This is a genomic window from Streptomyces sp. TAA486, assembly GCF_000426165.1.
In genome coordinates this window covers 1-22,108 of sequence record NZ_AUEV01000009.1, presented here as the reverse complement: position 1 = coordinate 22,108, position 22,108 = coordinate 1, and the positions used below count along the sequence as shown (strand labels likewise).

Annotated in this window: 18 protein-coding genes and 1 rRNA gene; 8 read left to right on the top strand and 11 right to left on the bottom strand. The window is 69.3% G+C overall.

The features are described 5' to 3' along the window. Positions 1 to 278 precede the first annotated feature (278 nt). Positions 279 to 956, bottom strand: a complete 678-nt coding sequence (locus I004_RS0114645) for an HAD family hydrolase (RefSeq protein WP_028436117.1) — start codon at positions 954 to 956, stop codon at positions 279 to 281. A 125-nt stretch (positions 957 to 1,081) separates the two neighbouring features. Beyond that, positions 1,082 to 1,594 (bottom strand): DUF6912 family protein, encoded by a 513-nt coding sequence (locus I004_RS0114640; RefSeq protein ID WP_028436116.1) that lies wholly within the window; start codon positions 1,592 to 1,594, stop codon positions 1,082 to 1,084. A gap of 332 nt (positions 1,595 to 1,926) precedes the next feature. Between I004_RS0114640 and I004_RS0114635 the strand changes: the two genes are divergently transcribed. Further along, on the top strand, positions 1,927 to 2,448 hold the full coding sequence (locus I004_RS0114635; RefSeq protein ID WP_486580001.1) for an Rv3235 family protein: 522 nt from the start codon (positions 1,927 to 1,929) through the stop codon (positions 2,446 to 2,448). A 118-nt stretch (positions 2,449 to 2,566) separates the two neighbouring features. Here I004_RS0114635 and secA read toward each other — a convergent pair whose 3' ends face one another. Then, positions 2,567 to 5,398: a preprotein translocase subunit SecA gene (secA, locus tag I004_RS0114630; protein WP_028436114.1), complete on the bottom strand. Its 2,832-nt coding sequence runs from the start codon at positions 5,396 to 5,398 to the stop codon at positions 2,567 to 2,569. A gap of 199 nt (positions 5,399 to 5,597) precedes the next feature. On the opposite strand from secA, the gene I004_RS0114625 reads away from it, so the two are divergent. Both I004_RS0114625 and I004_RS0114620 read left to right on the top strand, forming a co-directional pair. Further along, positions 5,598 to 6,200 (top strand): GNAT family N-acetyltransferase, encoded by a 603-nt coding sequence (locus I004_RS0114625; protein WP_028436113.1) that lies wholly within the window; start codon positions 5,598 to 5,600, stop codon positions 6,198 to 6,200. A 124-nt stretch (positions 6,201 to 6,324) separates the two neighbouring features. Then, positions 6,325 to 7,503 (top strand): DNA glycosylase AlkZ-like family protein, encoded by a 1,179-nt coding sequence (locus I004_RS0114620; RefSeq protein ID WP_037976299.1) that lies wholly within the window; start codon positions 6,325 to 6,327, stop codon positions 7,501 to 7,503. Positions 7,504 to 7,602: 99 nt separating this feature from the next. Here I004_RS0114620 and I004_RS0114615 read toward each other — a convergent pair whose 3' ends face one another. The 7 genes from I004_RS0114615 to mtnA form a co-directional block, all read right to left on the bottom strand. Beyond that, on the bottom strand, positions 7,603 to 8,358 hold the full coding sequence (locus I004_RS0114615; protein WP_028436111.1) for a response regulator transcription factor: 756 nt from the start codon (positions 8,356 to 8,358) through the stop codon (positions 7,603 to 7,605). A 141-nt stretch (positions 8,359 to 8,499) separates the two neighbouring features. Then, positions 8,500 to 9,195 carry a ribosome hibernation-promoting factor, HPF/YfiA family gene (gene hpf / locus I004_RS0114610; RefSeq protein ID WP_028436110.1) on the bottom strand — a complete coding sequence of 232 codons (696 nt, stop codon included), beginning with the start codon at positions 9,193 to 9,195 and terminating at the stop codon, positions 8,500 to 8,502. A 294-nt stretch (positions 9,196 to 9,489) separates the two neighbouring features. Beyond that, positions 9,490 to 9,849, bottom strand: coding sequence for a ComF family protein (locus I004_RS40310; RefSeq protein WP_486580000.1), 360 nt, complete (start codon positions 9,847 to 9,849; stop codon positions 9,490 to 9,492). A gap of 450 nt (positions 9,850 to 10,299) precedes the next feature. After that, on the bottom strand, positions 10,300 to 12,132 hold the full coding sequence (locus I004_RS0114600; protein WP_028436108.1) for an LpqB family beta-propeller domain-containing protein: 1,833 nt from the start codon (positions 12,130 to 12,132) through the stop codon (positions 10,300 to 10,302). Next, a complete protein-coding gene (gene mtrB, locus I004_RS33980; protein ID WP_199779395.1) occupies positions 12,132 to 14,105 on the bottom strand; it encodes an MtrAB system histidine kinase MtrB in 1,974 nt (657 codons plus the stop codon). Before mtrB ends, I004_RS0114600 begins: the two co-directional genes overlap by 1 nt. Before the next feature lie 67 nt (positions 14,106 to 14,172). After that, positions 14,173 to 14,850 (bottom strand): two-component system response regulator MtrA, encoded by a 678-nt coding sequence (gene mtrA, locus I004_RS0114590; protein ID WP_028436107.1) that lies wholly within the window; start codon positions 14,848 to 14,850, stop codon positions 14,173 to 14,175. Further along, on the bottom strand, positions 14,847 to 15,995 hold the full coding sequence (gene mtnA, locus I004_RS0114585) for an S-methyl-5-thioribose-1-phosphate isomerase (protein ID WP_028436106.1): 1,149 nt from the start codon (positions 15,993 to 15,995) through the stop codon (positions 14,847 to 14,849). Before mtnA ends, mtrA begins: the two co-directional genes overlap by 4 nt. 138 nt (positions 15,996 to 16,133) lie before the next feature. Between mtnA and I004_RS0114580 the strand changes: the two genes are divergently transcribed. From I004_RS0114580 to I004_RS0114560, 5 genes are read left to right on the top strand one after another with little or no spacing between them, the layout of a single operon-like run. Continuing rightward, positions 16,134 to 17,363: a DUF7847 domain-containing protein gene (locus I004_RS0114580; RefSeq protein ID WP_028436105.1), complete on the top strand. Its 1,230-nt coding sequence runs from the start codon at positions 16,134 to 16,136 to the stop codon at positions 17,361 to 17,363. A gap of 4 nt (positions 17,364 to 17,367) precedes the next feature. Next, positions 17,368 to 18,144: a DUF4129 domain-containing protein gene (locus I004_RS33975; RefSeq protein ID WP_078511196.1), complete on the top strand. Its 777-nt coding sequence runs from the start codon at positions 17,368 to 17,370 to the stop codon at positions 18,142 to 18,144. After that, positions 18,141 to 19,427: a DUF4350 domain-containing protein gene (locus I004_RS33970; RefSeq protein ID WP_051345040.1), complete on the top strand. Its 1,287-nt coding sequence runs from the start codon at positions 18,141 to 18,143 to the stop codon at positions 19,425 to 19,427. The genes I004_RS33975 and I004_RS33970 overlap by 4 nt, the downstream gene beginning before the upstream one ends. Then, entirely contained in the window at positions 19,427 to 20,392 is a 966-nt protein-coding gene (locus I004_RS0114565; RefSeq protein ID WP_028436104.1) for an AAA family ATPase, read from the top strand. Before I004_RS33970 ends, I004_RS0114565 begins: the two co-directional genes overlap by 1 nt. 32 nt (positions 20,393 to 20,424) lie before the next feature. Beyond that, the gene (locus I004_RS0114560) at positions 20,425 to 21,735 is read left to right on the top strand and encodes a DUF58 domain-containing protein (RefSeq protein WP_028436103.1); all 1,311 of its coding nucleotides are present in this window, start codon (positions 20,425 to 20,427) and stop codon (positions 21,733 to 21,735) included. Positions 21,736 to 21,839: 104 nt separating this feature from the next. Here the strand turns inward: I004_RS0114560 and rrf are convergent. Then, positions 21,840 to 21,956, bottom strand: a 5S ribosomal RNA gene (gene rrf, locus I004_RS0114555). Between the last annotated feature and the right edge of the window lie 152 nt (positions 21,957 to 22,108).

Below are 22,108 nucleotides of genomic sequence, written 5' to 3'. Positions count from 1 at the left end.
TGTAGCCCCCGGGAGATATCGCGCTGATCACGCCCGTAGGCTACAGCCACCGTGCCGGGGGCCGTCATAGACCTTATGTGTACAAAATCAAGGGTTGCTCTTGGACGGAGTGGACAGCAACGTCGGCCGCCCACCCCGCGTGACATGGCCGTACGGATGCTCTTCCTGCACCGTTCTCTCACCGCCCGACTCCTGTTTTTCTCCCGGTCCGTTGCGGCCCCGGCCGCCCGGACTGCCTTGCCGGCGGCCCCCGTTGGCACCGGCGATCCGGAATTCGCCTATGTGGTTATTTGTTCGGCCGCCTCGACGGCCTCGGCCAAGGTGTCCACCACGGGCACGCCGGCCGTCTCCAGGCTCGTCCGGCTGTGCGAACCGCCCGTGTAGAGCACGGCACGGGCGCCCACGTGCGCCGCGGCCTTCGCATCGTCCACCGCGTCCCCGATGACCACCGTGCGCTCCGCCCTTACACCGTGCACGGACAGCAGATGGCGCGCCATCTGCTCGGCCTTGCCGCCCCCGGACGGCCCCCTCGCGCCGTCGATGCGTACGAAGTGCCCGTCGATCCCGTGCGTACGGAGGAGCGGGACGAGCCGGTCGTGCGGGGCCAGCGAGCACAGCGACTGCGTGTGCCCGGCCTCCGCAAGGCCCGCGAGCAGTTCGGGTGCGCCATCGGCCAGGCCCGCGTGCTGCGCCTGCTGCCAGTAGTGCCGGTGAAAGGCCTCGTCCATCACCTCCCACTCCTCGGCGCTGGGCAGGCGGCCCATCAGCCGCTCGTAGAACCGCGGGACGGGGACGCAGTACAGCTCGCGGTAGCGCTCCAGGGTGATGGAAGGGTGCCCGAGCTCCGCGAAGGCCGCGTTCGTCGCGGCGATGACGGCGTCGATGTCGTGCAGCAGCGTGCCGTTCCAGTCCCAGACGATGTGAGCGGACCGTCTGTGCTTCGTGCCAAGACCCATGCTTACGACGGTACGTCGGTGGTCTGACAACGCGATACTGGATTCGGCCGTCCTGGCCCGTCGCCCCGTTCCGCCGCTCGCGGGACTTCGAGCCGGTGCCGACCTCGTGCCCACGCGCCTCCCCGTCAGTCGACCAGGTGCGGGATCTCCTGCGTGGCATACCAGAGCAGCTCGTGATCCTCGGCTCCGTCCACCGTGAACCGGGCGTCGTCGTCGCCCATGTCGGCCGCCCCGAGCGCATCGGCCGCCGCGGTCACGTCCGCCTCGGCCTCGTCGGAGTCCACGTGCACGGCCGCCGCCTTCGACAGCGGTACGGAGCCCCCGATGCGCACCTCCCCGAGCGACTCACGGTCCAGACCGTGGTCGGGGTCGAAGGAGACCGCGCCGTCCGCGATGTCGAGGGCGACGACCACGCGGCGGCGGGGCACCTCCGGCTTCCCGGCCAGCATCCTGAGCGACGCCTGGGCGGCGCGGTTGAGCGCCGCGTACTCCAACTCCTCGCTGTCGTCGGAGAGATACCACTCACGCAGGCCCGGCGTGACCGCGTACGCGACCGTGCCGCCGCGCTCCGGCGCCAGCTCGCCGGCCCGGTGGGCGTCGCGCAGCGCGGGGAAGGTCAGGGGCACGTAGACACGCATGGGCTGCCGCTTTCGTGTATCGCCGGAGGGTGTGCCACGCCAGGATACGGGCCCCGCGTCATCGGCCCGCGGCTCGGACTCCGCACAAAGTCGCAGGTGAGGACGGTCAGACGTCAATCCTGTTCCGACCGACGTCCTGATAGGTGAATCGTGAGGTCGGCCCGCCGCGCACTTCGTCACGCATTGCGACGGCACGGTCACGCAGATACAACGTGGGGCGAAGCTACCGCTCGGTAGACACCGGCGCCCGGCGGCCTCCCATGGCCGTTCGCCGCCGCTTCTCATGACCGCTCAACCGCTTCTCGTCACTCGTCGGGGGACTCATGGACGCCATGCCCACACCACCCGCTGCCGCCTCACCCAGGAGCCGCCGGACCACCGCACGCAAGGCCCCGCCCGGACGCCGGGACTCGCGCCGTCCCGAGATCCGGCGTCCAGGGCCCGTCACGGCCCGCTCCTCCGCCTCCCCGTCGGCCTCCGCGCTGAGGGCCGCAGCCGCGAGGGAACGGGAGCGGCAGCCGCCGTTCTGGTTCGCCAGCCGCCTGGTGCTCGTGCTCAGCGGTCAGCGGCCCGTCCACTCGCTTCTGGGGCACATCCGCAGCTCCGCCTACGAAGAGCTCTCCGGCCTCGCCTCGCACGCTCCGCTGCGCCCGCGCGGAGCGGACCGTACGAGCCCGGCCGTGCTGGACGCACGCGGCACCCGTCCCAGCGACGGCGTGATCGAGGCGTTCGCGCGGATCGTCACGGGCAACCGGCAACGGGCCATGGCCTTCCGCCTGGAGCTCTGCCCGGACCGCCGCTGGCGCTGTGCGGCGGTCGAGCTGGACGGCCAGTCGCCGTCGGACCGGCCCTGACGCCGTCGCGTCGCGGTCCACCGGTTTCCGGGCCCGGACAGCGCTGCGCCCCGCCGTAAGGAGGGAGTTCCCGGCGGGGCGCAGTAGTACCGCAGTGTGTGCCGTCAGCGGCAGCGGCTCACTTCTTCTTCCGCTTGCCCTTCTGAGCCTTGCGGCGCTCCGCCCGGGTCAGGCCGTCGGCCTCGGAGCGGACGGGGCCGCCGTTACCGGTCTCCAACTCGCCCTCCTCGACACCGCCTTCCGCGGTCGGCGCGGAGTAGTGGAGCCTGTCCGGACGCTGCGGGGCGTCCAGGCCCTTGGCCCGGATGGCGGGCGCGCCGCCCATCGCCGCGCCCGCGGCGACCACGTCCTGCGGCTCCTTCTCCAGCGAAGCCTTCTCGTCGGGCAGCTTGTCCTCGACGGGGACCTCCTCGACCTGCTGCTCCACCTGGACCTCCAGGTTGAACAAGTAGCCGACGGACTCCTCCTTGATCCCGTCCATCATGGCCTGGAACATGTCGAAGCCCTCGCGCTGGTACTCGACCAGCGGGTCCTTCTGCGCCATGGCGCGCAGCCCGATGCCCTCCTGGAGATAGTCCATCTCGTAGAGGTGCTCACGCCACTTGCGGTCGAGCACCGAGAGGACCACGCGCCGCTCCAGCTCACGCATGATCTCGCTGCCGAGCTCCGCCTCACGCGCGTTGTACTGCTCGTGGACGTCGTCCTTGATGGACTCGACGATGAACTCGGCGGTCATGCCCTCGCGTTCGCCGGCTGCTTCTTCCAGCTCCTCCACGGTCACGCGCACCGGGTAGAGCTGCTTGAACGCGCCCCACAGCCGGTCCAGGTCCCACTCCTCGGCGAAGCCTTCGACCGTCTCGGCCTGTACATACGCCTCGATCGTGTCGTCCATGAAGTGGCGCACCTGCTCGTGCAGGTCCTCACCCTCCAGGACCCGGCGGCGCTCGCCGTAGATGACCTCGCGCTGCCGGTTGAGCACCTCGTCGTACTTCAGGACGTTCTTGCGGATCTCGAAGTTCTGCTGCTCGACCTGGGACTGGGCGGAGGCGATGGCCCTGGTCACCATCTTGTTCTCGATGGGGACGTCGTCCGGCACGTTCGCCATCGCCATCACCCGCTCGACCATCTGCGCCTTGAACAGGCGCATCAGGTCGTCGCCCAGCGACAGGTAGAAGCGGGACTCGCCCGGGTCGCCCTGACGGCCCGAGCGGCCGCGGAGCTGGTTGTCGATGCGGCGCGACTCGTGCCGCTCGGTGCCCAGCACGTACAGCCCGCCGAGCTCCTTGACCTCGTCGACCGCGTCCTTGACGGAACGCTCCGACTTCTCCAGAGCCGCCGGCAGGGAGGCCGCCCACTCCTCGGCGTTCTCGACCGGGTCCAGACCGCGGTCGCGAAGCTCCTTCTCTGCCATGCCCTCGGCGTTGCCGCCGAGTTTGATGTCGGTTCCGCGGCCCGCCATGTTCGTGGCCACCGTGACCGAGCCCTTGCGGCCGGCCTCGGAGACGATCGCGGCCTCACGCTCGTGGTTCTTCGCGTTGAGCACCTGGTGGCGTACGCCGCGCTTGTTGAGCTGCTCCGAGAGGTACTCGGACTTCTCGACCGAGGTCGTGCCGACCAGCACCGGCTGGCCCTTCTCGTACTTGTCCGCGATATCGTCGACGACCGCGTCGAACTTGGACACCTCGGTGCGGTAGATCAGGTCGGCCTGGTCCGCGCGGGCGAGCGGGCGGTGCGTCGGGATCGGGACGACACCCAGCTTGTAGATCTGGTGGAACTCGGCGGCCTCCGTCATGGCCGTACCGGTCATGCCCGAGAGCTTCTCGTAGAGACGGAAGAAGTTCTGCAGGGTGATCGTGGCGAGAGTCTGGTTCTCGTCCTTGATCTCGACGCCTTCCTTGGCCTCGATCGCCTGGTGCATGCCCTCGTTGTAGCGGCGGCCGGCGAGGATACGGCCGGTGTGCTCGTCCACGATCATGACCTCGCCGTCCATGACGACGTAGTCCTTGTCCTTGTGGTAGAGCTCCTTGGCCTTGATGGCGTTGTTCAAGTAGCCGACGAGCGGCGTGTTGACCGACTCGTAGAGGTTGTCGATCCCGAGCCAGTCCTCGACCTTGACGACGCCCTGCTCGTGGATGCCGACCGTGCGCTTCTTCTCCTCGACCTCGTAGTCACCGGTCTCGGGCTTCTGCGTACGGGGGTCGCCGGCCTCGCCCCTCTCCAGGCGCTTCACGAGCTTGGAGAAGTCGCTGTACCACTTCGTGGCCTGGTCGGCGGGGCCCGAGATGATCAGCGGCGTGCGCGCCTCGTCGATGAGGATGGAGTCGACCTCGTCGACGATCGCGAAGTTGTGGCCGCGCTGGACCAGTTCGTCCTTCGACCACGCCATGTTGTCGCGCAGGTAGTCGAAGCCGAACTCGTTGTTGGTGCCGTAGGTGATGTCGTAGCTGTACTGCTCGCGACGCTCCTGCGGCGTCATGTGCGCCACGATGCAGCCCACGGAGAGGCCGAGGAAGCGGTGGACGCGGCCCATCCACTCCGAGTCGCGCTGGGCGAGGTAGTCGTTCACCGTGATGATGTGGACGCCCTCGCCCGAGACGGCGTTGAGATACGCGGGCAACGTGCCGACCAGGGTCTTGCCCTCACCGGTCTTCATCTCCGCGACGTATCCGAGGTGCAGCGCCGCGCCGCCCATGATCTGGACGTCGTAGTGACGCTCACCGAGCACGCGCTTGGCGGCCTCCCGCACGGTCGCGAAGGCCTCCGGCATCAGGTCGTCGAGGCTTTCGCCCTCCGCGTACCGCTCCTTGTACTCATCCGTGAGGGCCCGGAGCTCGGCATCGGACAGGTCCACGAAGTCCTCTTCGATGGAATTCACCTGCCGCGCGATGCGGTCCAGCCTGCGCAGGATCTTCCCTTCACCTGCGCGCATGAGCTTGCCGAAGACGGACACTTTAGGGTGGCTCCTTGCCGGTCGAACCTGGCACGGTCAGTGCGCGGACACGGCGATACGGTCGCCGCCGCACCGGCCATCGTATGCGAGGGACGTACGCCCCTGTACCCCTAACGGTCCGGAGCGCTGGAAGGTGCCGCCGCGGGCGGCCGGTCGGAATCGCCCGGCCGGGCGCGGGGCCCGGAGGCACAATCACTCCATGGAGCCCACCACCCTCACCACCGAACGCCTGTTGCTGCGTCCCCTCGACGAGAGAGACGTGGAACCGATCCGGGCGGCGTGCCAGGACCCGGAGATCGTGCGCTGGATACCCGTGCCGGATCCGTACGCGCGCAAGGACGCGGAGGACTTCGTCTTCGGAGCCAGCCGGGCGGGTTGGCGGGAGGACACGATGTACAACTTCGGCGTCTTCACGAGATCGGGTGGCCTTGTCGGCTCGATTGGCCTGGTGCGCCTGGCCCAGCTGCACACTCCTGAACGCCAGGCGGAACTCGGCTATTGGACCGTGAAGGAGCACCGCGGCAGGGGCTACACGGTGGAGGCCGGTCGCGCGGTGATCGACTGGGCGTTCTCGGCGCTCAAGGCGGAGCGCCTGGAGTGGGTGGCAGAGGTGGGGAACGTGGCGTCGCGGGCCGTGGCCCTGCGCCTGGGTTTCGTGATGGAGGGGACGCAGCGCGCGCGGGTCGTCCAACGCGGCACGAGGAGGGACGCGTGGGTCGCGACGCTGCTGCCCACCGATCTGGGGCGGCAGATGGAGACGCCGTATCTGCCCGCCGCCGCGCATCTGGTCGCCGACAACTGAGCCGCGGGGCGGCGATCCGCTCTGTATGGCCTGTTCCTGCCGGGGAGATTGGTGGTTCTCATCCGGTGTGCCGGTTTCGCCCGCCCGGGCCCGGGTGTCAGTGGGGGCGTCTATCGTCTGCGGCATGACGACTGTGGATGTGTCGCTCTCCGCCGACGAGGCCCGGCGGGTCGCCCTCTCGGCGCAGGGGCTGCTGGGCGCGCCGGACAGGCGTGCGGGGGTGCGCGGGCTGCTGCGCCGGCTGGGCGCCGTCCAGTTGGACACCATCTCTGTTCTGGCCCGCTCGCACGAACTCGTTCCGTACGCGCGACTGGGCGCCGTCGGCCGGTCCGCCGTCGAATCGGCGTACTGGACGGGCGGGCACAGCTTCGAATACTGGTCGCACGCCGCCTGCATCCTGCCCGTCGAGGAGTGGCCGCACTTCGCCTTCCGGCGCCGTGAGCGTCGAGCCCGCGGGCACCGCTGGCACATCCTGGAGGACCGGGAGGCGGCCTGCGCCCTCGTGCGCGACAGGCTCAAGGCCGACGGTCCGCTGACCACCACCGAGCTGGGCGGCGGGAAGAACGGCGGCGAGTGGTTCGACTGGTCCGAGACGAAGATCGCCGTGGAGTGGCTGCTCGACACGGGCGAGGTGGTCTGCACCGAGCGGCGCGGCTGGAAGCGGGTCTACGACCTCGCCGAGCGCGCCATCCCGGACGAGCTGCTGCACGACGACATCGACGACCACGAGTGCATGCGGCGCCTCGTGGCGCAGGCCGGGACGGCGATGGGCGTGGCGACGCGCGCCGACCTCGCGGACTATCACCGGCTGAAGGGTGAGCAGGTGGACGCGGTGCTGCCGGACACGGATCTGGTGCCCGTCCAGGTCGAGGGCTGGGGCAAGCCCGCCTGGGCCGACCCTGCCATGCTCGATGCCGCGCCACGGGGGCGTCACCGTACGACGCTGCTCTCACCCTTCGACTCCCTGGTCTGGGACAGGCCGCGTACGCAGCGGATATTCGACTTCACGCACAGGCTCGAGGCATACGTGCCCAAACCGAAGCGGATACACGGCTACTTCGCGATGCCGCTGCTCTCCGGCGGCAAGCTGCTGGGCCGGGTCGACCCGGGGCGGGAGGGCAACACCCTGCTGGCCCGCCAGGTCTCCATGGCCGGCCGCAAGGCGGTCGCGCCGATGGCGAAGGCTCTGTGGGAGGCGGCTTCCTGGGTGGGCTGCGAAGAGGTGCGGGTGCAGCGCTGCGACGACGCGAAGCTCGCGGAAGCACTGGCTCATGCCCTGACGGACGGCCCCGAAAGGGCGTGAACGGGGCCCGGTCGGTGGTGCCGGGTTTCTCGGGAAACGCTGACGCCTCCGTGCGCAGACCGCCGTTTGCGGGAGCCGGTCCGCCCACGGGGGCCGAGGTCAGCGGATCTCCAGGATCTTCTCCCGCATCGCGTAGACCACGGCCTCCATGCGTGAGTGGAGCTGGAGCTTCTCCAGGATGTTGCGCACGTGGTTCTTGACCGTGTTCTCGCTGATGAAGAGCTCTTTCGCGATGTCGCGGTTGTTCATGCCGGTCGCCACGAGCTTGAGCACTTCCAGCTCGCGGTCGGTCAGCTTCGGCGCCGGCACCAGCTTGCTCTCGTCGGTGCGCTGGATCATCGACTTGAACTCTGTGAGGAGCTTGGCGGCCATCGACGGGCTGATCTGGGACTGGCCGTCGGCGACCGCGCGGATCGCCGCCGACACCTCGTCCGTGGAGATCTCCTTGAGGAGATACCCGGTGGCGCCGGCCTTGATGGCGTCGTAAAGGTCGGCTTCCTCGTCACTGATCGTCAGCATGATGATCTTCGCGCTGGGCGCCACCTCCTTGATGGAGGTGCAGGCCTCGATGCCGCCGCGCTTGGGCATCCGTACATCCATCAGCACGATGTCGGGCAGCAGGTCGGCGGCCTTCTCGACGGCTTCGGCCCCGTCTCCCGCCTCACCGACGACCTGGATGTCCTCCTCCTGAGCGAGAACGATCTCCAGTCCGCGCCGGAAGAGTTCGTGGTCGTCCACGACGAGCACACGGATCGGCTCCGGCTCCTGCCGCTCATGCGGGGCACCGTTCTCCAACGCATCCCGTACCGGGTGCGCTTCCGCCATGGGCATCACAGGCCCGAAGCTTTCCGCCATCAATCCTCCCCCTGCAGGCTATGCCGCGCCAACCACGCTGCACAGGGCACAGGTTGACGAGTGAGGCCATAATTCCACGTTCGCGCCCCCGGCCGAGTTCTCGACCCGGCGCGGGGGCGCGGTCTCAACGGTTCCGAGCGGTCAGCCACCAAGCGCGCCGCCGGCTTCAGGAGGCGGATCCACAGCGAACGGATCCGGATCCAGGTGGATCACGCCGTAGTCGTAGCCGTGCCGACGGTAGACGACGCTGGGCTGCTTGGTCTCGGAGTCGACGAAGAGATAGAAGTCGTGGCCGATCAACTCCATTTCGTAAAGAGCCTGGTCCAAAGCCATCGGCGCGGCGGGGTGGGTCTTCTCGCGGACGACGAGCGGTCCGTCGCCTTGGACTTCCAGCGGTCCCACCCTGGTGGTCATCGGCTTCTCTTCGGTCTGTGCCGGTGCGGGCGCAGCAGCGGCGTCGAGCTGTCCGTTGAGTTCTGCCGCGAGGTGTGCTGTGGCTGCCGCCACGCTGATCGGCGCGCGGCTCCCTCCACGGTGAACCCGGCGCTTGTCGTGCTGTTTGCGGAGCCGCGCCTCGAGCTTGCTTGCTGCCAGGTCCAGCGCAGCGTAGGGATCGGAGGCCGCCGCCTCCGCACGAATGACCGGCCCGCGAGTGCGGAGCGTGATCTCCACCCTCTCGGAACGGTCCGCCTGCCGGGGATTGTGTTCCTTGCACACCTCGACATCCAGGTTGATCACCTTTCCGTCGAGCTTCTGGATCTTCGCCAGCTTCTCGGCCACGTGCTTGCGGAACCTCTCAGGCACCTCTGTCTTGCGGCCCTTGACGACGATGTCCACGCAGAACTCCGTTCCCGGAGCACTCCGCCATAGGGATACGGAGTGCCTCCTTTGTGCACTGACACCGGAGGCAGGACCTGCCTATTGCCGCCAGCCTCCGGAACCTCGGCTTGCGACTTTCACCTCCTTCTCCCCCTGGGGGAAGATCGTCACCCCACCTCGAACGTACCTCCACTGGTGGATGCTGGGCACCCCCTACTGGCACGTACCTACGTTCAGGTATCAATTTGCGACAACGACCCTCGATGGCACTTGATGTCTGGTAATTGTTCGCAGCTTTCCATGGTGGCCCTCTCAGCCTTTCGGCCTGAACGCGACAACGGCCGCCGCGTTCACCTTCCATGGTCCCTCTGCGAGGGCGCGAGCCGCTTCAGCCAGCGACGCACCTGTCGTCATCACGTCGTCGACCAGCAGCGTCTCCCCTCTGGCCAGCAGCTTTCCGCTGCCCGGCACCAATTCCAGCGCGCCGCTGAGGTTCACCGCCCGCTGCCGCGCCGTCAGCCCCGCCTGGTCGGCCACCGTGCGTCTCTGCCTGAGCACAGTCAGCACGCGGGTGGGCAGTCCTTCCCTTCGCAGCTCACGGGCGGCCGCCAAGGCGACGCGCCGCACCGGGTCATGGCCACGGCCCGCCACCGCGAGCCTCGCCGACGGCACCGGCACGAGTGTCAGCGGCCCATTCTGTTCTTCCCCCTCCCCCTTCCCGGCTGTTCTCCGCACATGTACGCGCGCTTCACGCACAGCCGCTGCCAGCAGTCCCCCGAGCGGACGGACCAGCCGAAGCGCCCCGCGCTCCTTGTGGGCGAGAAGCACCGCCCGCGCCCCTCCGGCGTACGGCACCGCCGCGTACACACGGGGAAGCCCGGACGGAACAGGCCAGGGGCACACCCGACTCGGCCGAGCGCCCGCAAGCGCCCTACCGCACCGCGCGCACAAGTCCCCACGCACCCCGGGCAGTCCGCACGCGGCGCAGCAGGACGGAAGCACCAGCCCTGCGAGTTCCTGCCGAAGCCCCTTCACCAACTCCCGCACGACGACCACTTTCCCAGCGGCGGCATCCCTTCCGCCAGCCCTGTGGATAACTCGCGGACCAGCGGAAACGGATGTCTAGCCGGGGTAGGCGGGGCTCGTGCCGCTGTCCGTCAGCGTCTTCCAGTTGGCGTCCGGGGGCAGCCGCACGATGCCGTCCTCCGAGTCGGCCAGCAAAGGCTTGCTCTCGTCCTCCGAAGCGGCCACGCCCGTCACGTCGTTGATGCCGGGAAGCGTCGGCTGGTCCGACGCCGAGCCGTCGGTCTCGATGTACTGCATCTGCTGCACGCTGCCGGACTCGCGCCCGACGACCACCAGCCGGCTGCCGCCCGCCCAGGACATCGCCGAGACGTCCTCGAACTGCGGGGCGAGAGGCCGCAAGGCAGTGACCCTCACCTGAGGATCATCAGCCGTGCCCCCGCGCTCGACGCGGCCCAGCTTCAGCGTCCGCGACCCGTCCTTCTGCCGTATGTGCAGCGCGATGCGCACACCGTCCGACGCGATCCGGAGCGACTCGATCCGCTCCCCCTTGCCCAGGCCCGGCACATCGACCTCGTCGGGCTTCTCCTTGCCCCCGGCCAGACGCAGCAGCCGCGGGTCGTCCGGGTCGCGGTCCGCGACCCACAGGTCGCCGAGGCCGTCCCAACTGGGCGCTGTCAGCCGTTCGTTCTCGCGCTTGGCCTTGCTCGTCAGCACGGGCTCGCCCAGCTCGGCGCCCTCCGTGAGGCGTGCGACATACAGAGAGCGGCGGGCGCGGGAGACCGCCGCGCCTTCCTGTTCGGCACGGTTGACCGCCACGGCGCCCATCTCCGTCTCGCCCTTGCCGAGCGCTCCTTCGACCGGCCTCGGGTCCTCACTGCCTTCGTCGAAGGAGGAGACACGGTGATCGCCGTCGACGAAGTACTGGGCCGACGCACGGCCGTTGAGCCGTCCCGGCTCGTTGTCCTCCGCCTGCTCGCGCGTGCGCTCGCACCGCGTCCTGCCGTCGGGACCGGCGAGCGTCACCTTGCTGACCTTCGCCGACGCCTGGTCCTGCACCGAGTGCAGCACCTGGGCCGCCATGCGCACGCAGCGTCGCTCGTGCACCCTGGCGCCCTTCGAGTTGAGCCGTACGGTCAGGGCTCCGGCGTCGTCCAGCGACAGACGCTGACCGCGAGCCAGCCGCGACCCCTGGGGGAAGGACGAGCGAACCACCGGGTCGATCCAGCCGGTCGGGCCTGCCAGAAGCGCCTCGACCGTCGCCGTGACGGGATCTATCCGCCTTCGCAGGAACACCGGATCGGCGACCAGGACGTCCTTGCCGCCCGTGATCGACTCCGAGTCGCTGCCCAGCTCCGCGTAGTAGTAGTTGTTTATCGGGCGGTAGATGCGCTGGAAGTCGGACTCGCCGAGCACCAGCCCGTCCGGGAGCCGGTCGATCCGCCACTCCCCGTCCTCCTTGGACAGGTGGAAGCCCTCGGCGTAGTCACCGGCGATGGGCGAGTACGCGTGACCGGCATCGACTTCCGCGACGCGTGTGCCGGTCACCTGGACGGTGAAGCCCTTGCCGCCACTCGTGTCCTCCCGTGCGTTGCCGGGGCTGGGTCCTCCCGAGACGACGCTCGTACTGGCGAAGGGATCCCAGTGACCGGCCGCCCCGTCGGTGAGATATTCCTTCGCCGTCGAGAAGGCCGCCTCGTCGCTCGTCGTCGCCTCGAGAAAGCCGCGGACGATCTGCTGCGGCTTCTCGCCCTGCTGCGGGCTCACGCCGAAGACACGCACCTGCGAGTCGGAGTCGGCGCGGTGCGAGGAGTCGACGTGATCGACGGTGCCGTCGTCCGGCATGGAAGCGCAGCCCGACAGCAGCAGGGCGACCGCGGTCAGCTGGATCGCGGCAGCCCGGTAGCCGCGGCTTCGCCGCTCAGCACCCATCACCGTTCTCCGTCCTCGCCCTTCGGCTCGTCGTCGGTACCGGAAGCGGTGGAGCGCGGTGCGGCGAGCGTGGATGCGGACGCGGACTGCCCGGCAGCCGCTCCGTTCGCCGGGGCGGACTTCGGGGCCGGCACCGGCACCGGTGCGTCCGCCGCGTCCACCCGGGACGCCGTCCCTGGCCGCCCCTGGGCCGGAACCATGCCCTGACGGGCCCGCTGCCCGTCCGCCGCACGCCTGCGGCGGGCATCCGCCGGCTGGAGCGGGATCGGCGAGGAACGCAGCGTCTCGCCCGCCGCGGACGGCAGCGTGAGACGGAACTGCGAGCCGCCTCCCGGAGCGCCCCACACCTGAAGCCAGCCGCCGTGCAGCCGGGCGTCCTCGAGCGCGATGGACAGGCCGAGGCCGGAGCCACCAGTCGTACGGGCCCGCGCAGGGTCCGCCCGCCAGAAGCGGTTGAAGACCCGCTCAGCCTCGCCGCTCCTGAGCCCGACCCCGTAGTCCCGTACGGCGACCGCGACCGCTCCCCCTCCGGAAGCCAGCCTGACCACCACGTCGTGGCCCTCGCCGTGCTCTATGGCGTTGTCGACGAGGTTGCGCAGCACCCGTTCGATGCGGCGTCCGTCCGCCTCCGCGATCACGGGATTCTCGTCGCCGCGCACCAGGACGCGGCTGCCCTTGCGGTCGGCGAGCGGTTCGCACCCGTCGACGACGCGGCGGACGATGTCGCGCAGGTCGATCGGGTCGGCCTCGAGGTTGGCCGCTCCCGCGTCGAAGCGGCTGATCTCCAGCAGGTCGCCGAGCAGTGACTCGAACCGGTCGAGCTGCCCGAGCAGAAGCTCCGCGGAACGCGATGTGGCGGGATCGAACTCGTCCCGCGCCTCATGGATCACGTCCGCGGCCATGCGGACCGTGGTGAGCGGTGTGCGCAACTCATGAGAGACATCGGAGACGAAGCGGCGCTGCATGCGGGAGAGCTCCTCCAGCTGCTGGATCTTCACCTGGAGGTTCTGCGCCATCTTGTTGAAGGACTCGCCCAGCCGGGCGATGTCGTCCTCGCCCGTCACCTTCATCCGCTCCTGGAGCCGCCCGGCCGCCAGACGTTCGGAGATCCCCGCGGCCATCCGTACAGGCGTGACGACCTGCCGCACCACCAGCCACGCGATGGCGCCCAGCAGCACGACGACGAACACCCCGGCCGTGGCCAGAGTGCCCTTGACGAGGTTGAGCGACTCCTCCTCGAGCGTGAAGGGGAAGACGTAGTACATCTGGTACGGGGCCCCGCTGGCGTCGTTGAGCCGCTTGCCGACGATGAGCCCGGCTGTGCTGCTGCCGTCCTGGCGGTAGACCTTCGCATAGCGCTGATGGGTGCCTGGCTGCTTGTCCAGGGCCCTGCGCAGGTCGGCGGGGATGCTCTCCTCGGGACGGATGTCGCCGGAGGCGCGCGGGCCGCGGGTCGTGGAACGCCCGTTGCCAAGGAACGGGGACTCGTCGTTCTGCGAGCCGAGCGCGACGACGGAGTAGACACCCTGGCCACCGCTGGCGAGCTGTTCCACGAGGTTGTTCAGCCAGGTGCCGGTGTTCTGTGTGCCGCGGCCTCCGCTGCCCGGTCGGCCCTGCCCCTCGCCGCTGCGGCCGCTGCCGGCGCTGTCGGCCATCTCCTGGGCGGCCGCGAAGCCGCCCGCAGCCTGGCTCTGGGCCGTCTTCTCCTTGGCGTCGAGCAGGCCGTTGCGCACCTGTCCGATGACGACGATGCCGAGCAGCAGCACCACGCCGAGCGACATCAGGAGTGTCGCGGCGACGACGCGCAGCTGGATGTTCCGCCGCCACAGTCGCAGTACGGGCAGCAGCGGACGGCGGACCCATCGGATGAAGAAGCGGACCGCGGGATGCGCACGCGGCCCGGTGGTGCCCTCGAGGAGCAGCCCCTCGGAGAAGAGTGCTCCGCTTCGCCACAACCGCCGGAAAGTGGACATTTCGGACTCTTGTGTCACGGCTTCGTCCGCACCGGCGTGCTGCTGGACGGAGCCGTTCCGGGTCATCTCAGCCAGGCCCGGCCTTGTAACCCACTCCGCGCACCGTCACGACGATCTCGGGCCGTTCCGGATCACGCTCGACCTTGGAGCGCAGCCGCTGCACGTGAACGTTGACCAGGCGAGTGTCGGCGGCATGCCGGTAACCCCACACCTGCTCCAGCAGCACCTCACGCGTGAAGACCTGCCACGGTTTACGGGCAAGCGCCACCAGAAGATCGAACTCGAGCGGCGTGAGCGCTATGGAGACTCCGTCCCGCTTCACGGAGTGGCCGGCCACGTCGATCACCAGATCACCGATCGCCAGCTGCTCGGGTGCCGGGTCGTCGGACCGCCGCAGCCTCGCGCGGATCCTCGCCACCAGCTCCTTCGGCTTGAACGGCTTGACGATGTAGTCGTCGGCCCCGGACTCCAGGCCCACCACCACGTCCACCGTGTCGGTCTTGGCGGTCAGCATGACCACCGGCACCCCGGATTCGGCCCGGATCAGGCGACAGACCTCGATGCCGTCCCTGCCCGGGAGCATCAGATCGAGCAGAACCAGGTCCGGTTTCGTCTCGCGGAACGCGGCGAGTGCCTTGTCCCCGTCCGACACGAACGACGGTTCAAAGCCTTCGCCGCGCAGCACGATCCCGAGCATCTCTGCCAGTGCGGTGTCGTCGTCGACGACGAGGACGCGTCCCTTCATGCCTTCATCATCCCATTACCCCATCGTGACGTTGTCGTTGGTGACGGGGAACACAGCCCCGCGACAGTTTCGCTGGTGACGGGCGAGATCACACCCCGCTCGGTGACGATGGCCGTCACCAGTTCCGGTGGGGTCACATCGAAGGCCGGGTTGTAGGCATTCGCCCCCACCGGGGCCACGGGAATGCCAACGCCGCGTTCCCCCCGTGCCTCCGGATGGTACGGCGAGTACGGCGAAGAGACATGCGTCACCTCCTCCGAAGGCCGCTGCTCGACCACAATGTCCGCGCCCCGCTTCGTCGCGAGGTCGACGGTGGTCACCGGCGCCACGACCACGAAGGGCACACCGTGGTGCCGTGCCAGCACCGAGAGCGGATAGCTGCCCACCTTGTTGGCCACGGAGCCGTCCGCTGCGATCCGGTCCGCACCGATCAGCACCGCGTCCACCTCGCCGGCGGCGAACAGCGACCCCGCCGCGCCGTCCGCGAGGACGCTGAAGGGCATCCCCTCCCTGGTGGCCTCGTACGCGGTCAGCCGTGCGCCCTGCAGCAGCGGCCGCGTCTCGTCGACCCACAGCTTGTGCAGCTGGCCGGCGGCGTGCGCCTGTGAGACCACCGCGAAGGCCGTGCCCCGGCCACCGGAGACCAGCATCCCGGTGTTGCAGTGCGTGAGCAGCCGCATCGGCGTCCTGCGGACCAGGTCACCGAGCAACTCGTACCCGAGCTGCGCCATCTGCTCGCTTGCCTCGGCGTCCTCCTCGTGAAGTGCTCTGGCCTCGGCGAGGGCGGCCGCGGACGCCTGCCCGGCGCCCGCTCCGTCGTCGAACGCCGCCCGGTAGGCGCCCTCCACCCTCCGCACCCCGGCTGCGAGGTTCACAGCTGTCGGCCGCGCGGACGCCAGCCGGTCGGCCGCGTCGGCCACGTCATGGCCGCGTGCGGCGGCGAGAGCGACGCCGTAGCCACCGGCCACACCGAGCAGCGGCGCGCCCCTCACGGACAGCGCCCGGATCGCCGCCACCAGGGCTTGTGCGTCCTCGCATATGAGCTCGGTTTCCTCGGCGGGCAATCTCGTCTGGTCCAGAAGCGCAAGTACCGGCCCTTCAGGGGTATCCGCCCAGCGCGCCACCGGGACACCATGATCTGCCATCCGCACAGTCTGCCTCGTCCGACCGGGACTTCTGAAGGTGATCCAAGAAAGCCGGGGCCCGCCCTTCGCCCTTCGGAAGCGTGGGACGATGGCAGTCAACCAGGCGATGGAGCGACCGAGACCTCGAGGTGACGACAAGTGAACGACTCTCCGGGCTGGACCTCGCCCGGATCTCCTTCCCCCGATCGTTCGCCCGAGGGCGAGAAGCCCGCCCAGGTGCCCGGGAGCACACCGGACCCCGCGCCCGGGAACGATCCGCCCCGGAACTGGTCCGCGCAGCAACCGCCTGCCCAGACGGGCCCGGGCTGGGGGGCTCCTCCGCCCGGCCGTCCCGGCCGCGACAACTGGGGCGGCTACTGGAATCAACCGCCCGTGGCGAAGCCCGGCATCATCCCTCTGCGTCCGCTGGGCGTCGGGGAGATACTGGACGGCGCCGTCAGCACGATGCGGGCGCACTGGCGCACCGTCCTCGGTATCTCCTTCGCCGTCGCCGTGGTCGTCCAGCTCGTGGCCACCGTCGTCAACGGTCTGTGGCTGACCGACGCGGCCGACCTCAGCGCACTGTCCAGGGACCCGCAGCCGAGCACCGACGAGTTCATGGGCGCCATCAGCGGGTCGCTGCGGCTCACCGGAGTACGCGCGCTCGTCGAAACCCTCGGCACAGTGTTCGCCACCGCCATGCTGACGATCGTGATCAGCCGTGCGGTGCTGGGCCGTTCCGTCTCCGCCGGTGAGGCGTGGCGGGACTCGCGGCCCCAACTGCTGCGCCTGCTCGGCCTGTTGATCCTCCTGCCTCTTCTCGTCGCCCTGGCCATGTTCGTCGGCGCCGCTCCGGGAGCCGTGCTTCTGGCAGCGGGCTTCCGTGCTCTGGGCATCTCCATGCTGATCGTGGGCCTGCTGGCAGGCGTGGTCGCAGCGGTGTGGATCTGGGTCCGGTTCAGTCTGGCGGCCCCGGCGCTGATGCTCGAGAAGCAAGGTGTCATCACGGCGATGCGCCGCTCCGCGAAGCTCGTTCGCGGCAGCTGGTGGCGTGTCTTCGGCGTACAGATCCTCGCAACGATCCTCGTCGTCATCGTCGCCTCGGTGCTCCAGATGCCGGCGACGCTGATCGGGATGTTCGCCAGCGGCCAGGGACTCTCCGCCTTCGCTGAAGGAACACCGCCCACGGGCTGGTCGTATCTCATCTCCGTGGGCATCGGCGCCGTCATCGCGTCCACCATCACCTTCCCGATCCGGGCGGGCGTCACAGCCCTGCTCTACCTCGACCAGCGCATCCGTCGCGAGGCGCTCGACCTCGAACTGGCCCGCGCCGCAGGCGTCCCGGGCTACGGCGACCCGAAGTCCGACCGCCCGACAGCCGGGAGCTGAGCTGATGCCGGGGGATGTGGCGACCGCGGCGCCGGCCATGGCAGTCGGCCTGCACCCCGCGGCCCTCACCGAGGACGGCGGCCCGCCCGTGACCACCCCGCGCATCCCTGCACGCGAAGCCGCCGAGCGAGAGCTGTCGAAGGGCGAATACCACAGGAACGAACCCGGTCTGCTCAACCGCATCCTCGACTGGCTGTGGGACCACATCAGTTCGCTGCTGAACTCGGCGGCGCAGGCGTCACCCGGCGGCTGGGTGGGCCTCACCGTGATCGTCCTGCTGCTGGTGCTGCTGGCCGTCGCCCTGCGGCTGAGGCTGGGCGCACTCCGGCCGGGACCCGCTTCCGACGGCGGAACCCTCTTCGACAAGGGCCCCCGCAGTGCGGCCCAACACCGCACAGCGGCAGAGACACACGCCTCTGCCGGACGCTGGAACGAGGCGCTCCAGGAACGGATGCGGGCCATAGTCCGGTCCCTCGAGGAACGGGCCCTGCTCGACCACCGCCCTGGCCGCACCGCAGACGAGGCCGCCATCGAGGCCGGCAAGGCGCTTCCCGAGCATGCGGACGAACTGCGCTCCGCCGCCCGGGCCTTCGACGAGGTGACGTACGCGAACAGGGACGTGGACTTCTCCGCGTACGAGGCCGTGCGCGAACTCGACTCGGCCCTGGAGCGTGCCGAACCCCTTCTCCCGGGCACCGGCCAAGAACGGGCCGCGGGTCCCCTCGTGACACAGGGAGCACGGGGCGCGGGCACCTCCACGCCGGACGGAGGGAGCAGTTGAGCGCACCGTCCGGCACATCTGTCTCCCCGACCGCCCGGCAGCTGTGGACCCGTGCCCGGGGTCTCCTGCTCGCTGCGGCGATTCTCGCCGTGACCGGCGTGGCCATCGCGGCAATGCGCTCCGGCGACGAGTACGGACTTCTGGATCCTCGTTCCACGGCCGCCAACGGAAGCAAGGCCCTCGCACAGCTCCTCAAGGAGCGGGGCGTCGACATCAAGATCGTCACGACCGCTGCCGGAGCCGAGAAGGCCGCGGGCCCCGGTACGACAGTCCTCGTCAGCGACCCCGAGGCTCTCAGCCGGCGCCAGAAGGCGGATCTGCGAGGAGCATGGGGGCAAGGCGGCCGGACCGTCCTCATCGCTCCCGGCCCCTCCCCGACCAAGGCCCTCGTCCGCGGAGCGAAGGCAGCGGCGCCGGCGAACACTCAGCGCACGCCGCCGGACTGCGACTTCCCCGCCGCCGAACGGGCGGGCGATGCCGAAATCGGCGGCCTCCGCTACGCGGTCTCCAACGAGCGGGCCGATCTCTGCTATCTGCACCAGGGCCTGCCCTCGCTGCTCAGGATCCCGGACAAGCCGGACGGGGACAGCAAGCGCGCCCGTACACAGGGCGACACCGTGCTGCTCGGAACTCCCCAACCGCTCTACAACCAGCGACTCGACAATTACGGCAACGCCTCCCTGATGCTCCAGTTGCTCGGCTCCCGCCCGCATCTCGTCTGGTACCTCCCCTCCTCCGCCGACGCCTCCGCTACCCAGGGCGGGCAGAGCAGCTTCCTCGACCTCGCGCCCGAAGGCTGGACCTGGGCCACCCTCCAGCTGTCGATCGCCGCCGTATTCGCCGCCCTGTGGCGTGTCCGCCGTCTTGGGCCCCTCGTGCCCGAACAACTCCCCGTCTCCGTACGCGCTTCCGAGACCACCGAGGGCAGAGCTCGCCTGTACCGGCAAGCCAACGCACGCGACCGCGCCGCGGATGCCCTGCGCTCCGCCACCCGCACGCGCCTCGCCTCGCTGGTCGGCGTCGGCCCTGCAGAGGCCGACTCTCCACATGCTCTGATCCCCGTCCTCTCGACGAAGGCCCACCCCGGCGCCCACTCCGAGGCGACTGCCACCGCCGGAGCGGACTTCAGTGGGAACGCACGCCTTCACTCCCTTCTGTTCGGCGCAGCCCCGGCCACCGACACGGAACTGGTCCAGCTCGCCGACGAACTCGACCACCTCGAACGGCGCCTCAGCGACGCCGCTTCCGTCACCCGTCTACCGACAGAGAAGGAACGCACCTAGTGAGCGCCCCCTCGTCAGACAGCGCCCGCAGCGCCCTCGAAGCCCTGCGGCTTGAGATCTCGAAGGCGGTCGTCGGCCAGGACGCCGCCGTGACCGGACTGGTCGTAGCGCTGCTCTGCCGCGGCCATGTGCTGCTCGAAGGCGTGCCGGGCGTCGCCAAGACACTGCTCGTGCGGACGCTCGCCGCGACCCTCGAACTCGAGACCAAGCGCCTGCAGTTCACCCCCGACCTGATGCCGAGCGACGTCACCGGCTCACTCATCTACGACGCCCGCACCGCTGAGTTCTCGTTCCAGCCCGGCCCGGTCTTCACCAATCTCCTGCTCGCCGACGAGATCAACCGGACGCCCCCCAAGACCCAGGCGTCCCTGCTCGAAGCCATGGAGGAACGCCAGGTCTCCGTCGACGGCACCCCTCGTGCCTTGCCGGACCCGTTCCTTGTGGCGGCCACCCAGAACCCGATCGAGTACGAGGGCACCTACCCCCTTCCGGAAGCCCAGCTGGACCGCTTCCTGCTCAAGCTGAACCTGCCGCTGCCCTCACGAGAGGACGAGCTCAACGTCCTGACCAGGCACGCCGAAGGGTTCGACCCCAGGAACCTCGACACGGCCGGCGTCTGCGCCGTCGCGGGACCGGCCGAGCTCGAGGCGGCGCGGAAAGCCGTCGCGGAGACCTCGATCGCGCCCGAGGTCATGGGCTACGTCGTCGATATCTGCCGTGCCACTCGTGACTCCCCCTCGTTCATGCTCGGCGTCTCTCCCCGTGGCGCCACCGCTCTACTCGCCAGCGCCCGCGCCTGGGCCTGGCTCACGGGCCGCGACTATGTGATCCCCGATGACGTCAAGTCCTTCGCCCTGCCCACCCTTCGCCACCGCGTACAACTCCGCCCCGAAGCGGAGATGGAAGGCGTCACAGCGGACAGCGTGATCAACTCGATCCTTGCCCATGTCCCCGTCCCCCGTTGAATCTCAGTGAGCTGATTGGCGAGCCCTGATTCATGGCACTCACCGGCCGTACAGCCCTCTGCGCCGCCCTCGGCGCCATCCTCGTCGGGCTGCTGCTCCCCAGCTGGACCGGCGTGCTCGCCGTCGAACTCCCGTTGCTGCTTGCGATCCTGTACGACCTCGCCCTCGCGGCGCCAGTGAATCAGCTCCGCTTCACACGTTCCGGTGATACGTCAGTTCGGCTCGGCGAACACGCTTACGTGAACGTCCTCGTGGTCAACCCGACGCGACGAAAGTCCCGTCTCCAGGTCCGGGACGCGTGGCCCCCGAGCAGCTGGCGGGAAGGAACAGCGGAGGCCGCAAGCCGCCACCGGGTGAGCATCACCCCCGGTGAACAGCGCCTTCTGACAACGGTGCTTCACCCCTCCCGCCGCGGCGACCGGCGCTCCGAACGCATCACGGTCCGCTCGTCCGGCCCACTGGGTCTGGCCGCCCGCCAAGGAAGTCACTCCGTGCCCTGGACCGTGCGCGTGCTCCCCGCCTTCAACAGCCGCAAGCACCTTCCCGCCAAGCTCGCCAGACTCCGCGAACTCGACGGCCGCACAAGCATCCTCACCCGCGGCGAAGGCACCGAGTTCGACAGCCTCCGCGACTACATCCCCGGAGACGACACCCGCTCCATCGACTGGCGTGCGACAGCCCGGCAGTCGACGGTCGCCGTCCGCACATGGCGCCCCGAACGCGACCGCCACATCCTCGTCGTGCTCGACACGGGCAGGACGTCAGCGGGCCGCGTGGGCGACGCCCCCCGGCTGGACACCGCGATGGACGCGGCTCTTCTCCTTGCGACCCTGGCCTCGCGCGCCGGCGACCGGATCGACCTCCTCGCCTACGACCGCTCGCCGCGGGCAACAGTCAAGGGACGCGCGGCACATGAGGTTCTGCCCGCCTTCGTCTCGGCGATGGCACCGATCGAACCCGCTCTGGTCGAGTCCGACACACGTGCTCTGGCATCGACCGCCCTTCGCATGGCCCGGCACCAGTCGCTCCTGGTTCTGCTCACGGGCCTGGAGGCATCCCCGGTCGAGAACGGCCTACTCCCCGTGCTCCCTCTCCTCACGGAACGGCACACGGTCCTTGTCGCCTCGATCGCCGACCCACGCATCGCGGAGATGGCAGGTGCGAGAGGCGACGTCGACGCGGTCTACGAAGCCGCGGCGGCGGCGCGAACGCAATTGGAGCGCAAGCAGACCGCCGACCGCCTCCGCAGGCAAGGCGTAGTCGTTGTCGATGCGCTGCCCGACGAACTCGCGCCCGCTCTCGCCGACGCCTATCTCAGTCTCAAATCAACAGGCCGACTCTGAGGCTCACTTCGAAAGCGCGCCGATTGTGTGTGGGCATGAAGAAGCCCCGTTGGTGTGTGTGGGCTGTTGTTCCCACCCCTCCAACGGGGCTTCTCCTACAAGGAGTTCGGCGGTGACCTACTCTCCCACACGCTCCCGCATGCAGTACCATCGGCGCAGTAAGGCTTAGCTTCCGGGTTCGGAAAGTAACCGGGCGTTTCCCTCACGCTATGACCACCGAAACACACCCCGGAAACCGGAACCGGTCCGGGGAAATCTTTATGTGTATCAGCGATGAACGCTGTTCAGTTGTATCCGCACAACGGTTGTTGTTTCAGATACCGCACAGTGGACGCGAGCAAAAAGAATCTGTGGTCAAGCCCTCGGCTTATTA

What these genes read in the sequence shown, in the direction of transcription:
- I004_RS0114600 (WP_028436108.1), bottom strand. Translation starts at nt 12,132, where the DNA reads ATGGGTGCTGAGCGGCGAAGCCGCGGCTACCGGGCTGCCGCGATCCAG.
- mtrB (WP_199779395.1), bottom strand. Translation starts at nt 14,105, where the DNA reads ATGTCCACTTTCCGGCGGTTGTGGCGAAGCGGAGCACTCTTCTCCGAG.
- I004_RS0114640 (WP_028436116.1), bottom strand. Translation starts at nt 1,594, where the DNA reads ATGCGTGTCTACGTGCCCCTGACCTTCCCCGCGCTGCGCGACGCCCAC.
- I004_RS0114635 (WP_486580001.1), top strand. Translation starts at nt 1,927, where the DNA reads ATGCCCACACCACCCGCTGCCGCCTCACCCAGGAGCCGCCGGACCACC.
- I004_RS0114620 (WP_037976299.1), top strand. Translation starts at nt 6,325, where the DNA reads ATGACGACTGTGGATGTGTCGCTCTCCGCCGACGAGGCCCGGCGGGTC.
- I004_RS33975 (WP_078511196.1), top strand. Translation starts at nt 17,368, where the DNA reads ATGCCGGGGGATGTGGCGACCGCGGCGCCGGCCATGGCAGTCGGCCTG.
- mtnA (WP_028436106.1), bottom strand. Translation starts at nt 15,995, where the DNA reads ATGGCAGATCATGGTGTCCCGGTGGCGCGCTGGGCGGATACCCCTGAA.
- I004_RS0114645 (WP_028436117.1), bottom strand. Translation starts at nt 956, where the DNA reads ATGGGTCTTGGCACGAAGCACAGACGGTCCGCTCACATCGTCTGGGAC.
- I004_RS0114625 (WP_028436113.1), top strand. Translation starts at nt 5,598, where the DNA reads ATGGAGCCCACCACCCTCACCACCGAACGCCTGTTGCTGCGTCCCCTC.
- I004_RS0114615 (WP_028436111.1), bottom strand. Translation starts at nt 8,358, where the DNA reads ATGGCGGAAAGCTTCGGGCCTGTGATGCCCATGGCGGAAGCGCACCCG.
- I004_RS0114560 (WP_028436103.1), top strand. Translation starts at nt 20,425, where the DNA reads ATGGCACTCACCGGCCGTACAGCCCTCTGCGCCGCCCTCGGCGCCATC.
- mtrA (WP_028436107.1), bottom strand. Translation starts at nt 14,850, where the DNA reads ATGAAGGGACGCGTCCTCGTCGTCGACGACGACACCGCACTGGCAGAG.